The following is a 1902-nucleotide window of genomic DNA, read 5'->3' as shown; positions in this document are numbered from 1 at the left end:
GCCGTGAGATCGGCGGGCCGCAACCAGAGTTTCATCGTCTCGGCGGCGGATCTGTTTTTCCCCGTATTTCCCGGGTGTGTGGGAGCGGCGACGACGAATCCCTGCCTGGCCAGAGGCGTTGCAATCCAGCTCAGGGCGTGTGGGGTTCCCGCCAGGCCAGCGCCATGCGAAAGCAGGATAAGCGGGAATTTTCCGCCAGCGATAGGCGCATCGCGCATGGCGGCCGTTCCGGCGAAAAGCGCGGTGTCGCCTGATATAACCATCTCGCCGCCCGGTTGCGCGGGATACCAGACCGTCACATCGAAATCGATGCCGCGCTCCTTGGATGGGGCAGGGAACTGACGAACGCCGACATTGTCGCCGGCGTCTGCGGGGTGTTGCATGAGCGCCGTGGAAACAGCGACGGCGCAGAGCATAGTCCAGAATTTCATTGAAATCTCCGTTGTCGAACGCGCCCTATAGGTGGCAAGGCCGGAGGCTACAGCGTCCGGGCAAGCTGGCGGTCATGTTCGATTGCAGTGTTAGCGACCCAATGTCAGCGGATCGGAGCGAAGTCCGCGACCTTGATCGCGATCAAGGACGTGCTTTATCGCGATTGAGTACCGTTCAGTGCGGAACGGCGCTGCCGATTTCAGCCGCCCGCCGGTTCGCAAGCGAGGGCGCCGCGTCAGGCGCGTTCCGGTCCCGCCAGGCGAGCGGGGTCATATCGGTGACGCGGCGGAATTCGCGGTTGAAGTTCGACTTGGTCTGGAAGCCGACCGCAAACATGATCTCCGTCACGGACTGATCGGTCTCGCTCAGCAGCCGGCAGGCCTCGGTGATGCGGTGTCCGTTGACATATTGCGAGACGTTCCTGGCCGTGGCCCGGTTGATCGCCATTGAGATCTGCCGTGCTGGAATTCCGGCGCGCCGGGCAAGCCGGTTGAGGTTGAGATTGGCGTCGCGATATAGTTTTTTCTCCTGCATCAACTCGTTGACCCTGGCGATCGCATCGGCGTTCTCGCCGGCGTCGGGTGGGGACGGAGTCTCGACGGGCTCGGCGGCATTGAGCGGGACATGGCTTTGGCTGGCCGCAGCCGCCGCCATGCCGACAATGACGAGCATGAAAAGATTGCCGATGCCGATCACGGTTGCCGCGCGAGCGCCATGTCCCGACGCCAGATCGAAGGACACCAGCATGTCGACGGCTCCCGACAGGCACAGCGTAGCTGCCGCGAAAAGGATGGCCCTGTAGACCGGGACCGCGCCGTCGAAGGGCGCAAGGCGAAGCCCGTCGGCGCCGGAGCGAAGCAGCCAGAGAATGGCGGCGGCGTAGGTGAAATCGATTGATGTCAGCGCCACGTCGATCGCCTCGCGCCAAAAGATTATCAGCATGATGATGATGACCGCGGGTGTCGCGTGGAGCCCCAGCAGGGCCGGCCACCGGCGGTCGCTGGTGCGAACCAGGCTCGATACGCCGGCGTAGAGCAGAGACGGCATGATCGCGGCGGATACGGGGGCGATATAGCCGACTTCGCTGATGCCATAGCCCCAGCGCAGTCCGGTGAGCACCGATTGCAACGCTGCAACAAGGATCAGGGCGAGAAACGGCAGGTTCGGTGCTGCCTCATCCTGGCGGCTGGCGACGACCCAAAGCAGGATGAACAGCGACAGGGCGACGACGAAGGGTAAGGGAACAAACGGCATGGATCGGGTGCGGGCTCGCGTGTTGATGCGCGGCAGACCGTAGCCGATGTGATTTGATTCCCAAACTCGCTTGTGCCGTCTGCGTGCCGGCGATCAAGCTCAGGCGAACTTCACCAGCATCAGGCTGAAGCAGCCGATGAACAGGAAGGCCGAGAAGGCGAGCGCCAGCGGGCGCAGGCCGCGCGAGCGCAACTGAGAGATGTCGGCCTGCAGGCC

At 63.5% G+C, this 1902-nt stretch carries 1 protein-coding gene and 2 pseudogenes; all 3 read right to left on the bottom strand.

Annotation, left to right across the window (positions count from 1 at the left end):
- A pseudogene (locus EN991_RS34455) lies at nucleotides 1–431 on the bottom strand (dienelactone hydrolase); the annotation flags it as partial.
- A 175-nt stretch (nucleotides 432–606) separates the two neighbouring features.
- Nucleotides 607–1686, bottom strand: a complete 1080-nt coding sequence (locus tag EN991_RS34450) for an AraC family transcriptional regulator (protein ID WP_064994021.1) — start codon at nucleotides 1684–1686, stop codon at nucleotides 607–609.
- 99 nt (nucleotides 1687–1785) lie between these two features.
- Nucleotides 1786–1902, bottom strand: a pseudogene (locus EN991_RS41380) (YeiH family putative sulfate export transporter); the annotation flags it as partial.

The organism is Mesorhizobium sp. M7A.F.Ca.US.005.03.2.1, from assembly GCF_003997795.1.
Taxonomy (GTDB): Bacteria; Pseudomonadota; Alphaproteobacteria; order Rhizobiales; family Rhizobiaceae; genus Mesorhizobium; species Mesorhizobium ciceri.
This window is presented reverse-complemented; position numbering and strand designations above follow the sequence as displayed.

What these genes read in the sequence shown, in the direction of transcription:
- EN991_RS34450 (WP_064994021.1), bottom strand. Translation starts at nt 1,686, where the DNA reads ATGCCGTTTGTTCCCTTACCCTTCGTCGTCGCCCTGTCGCTGTTCATC.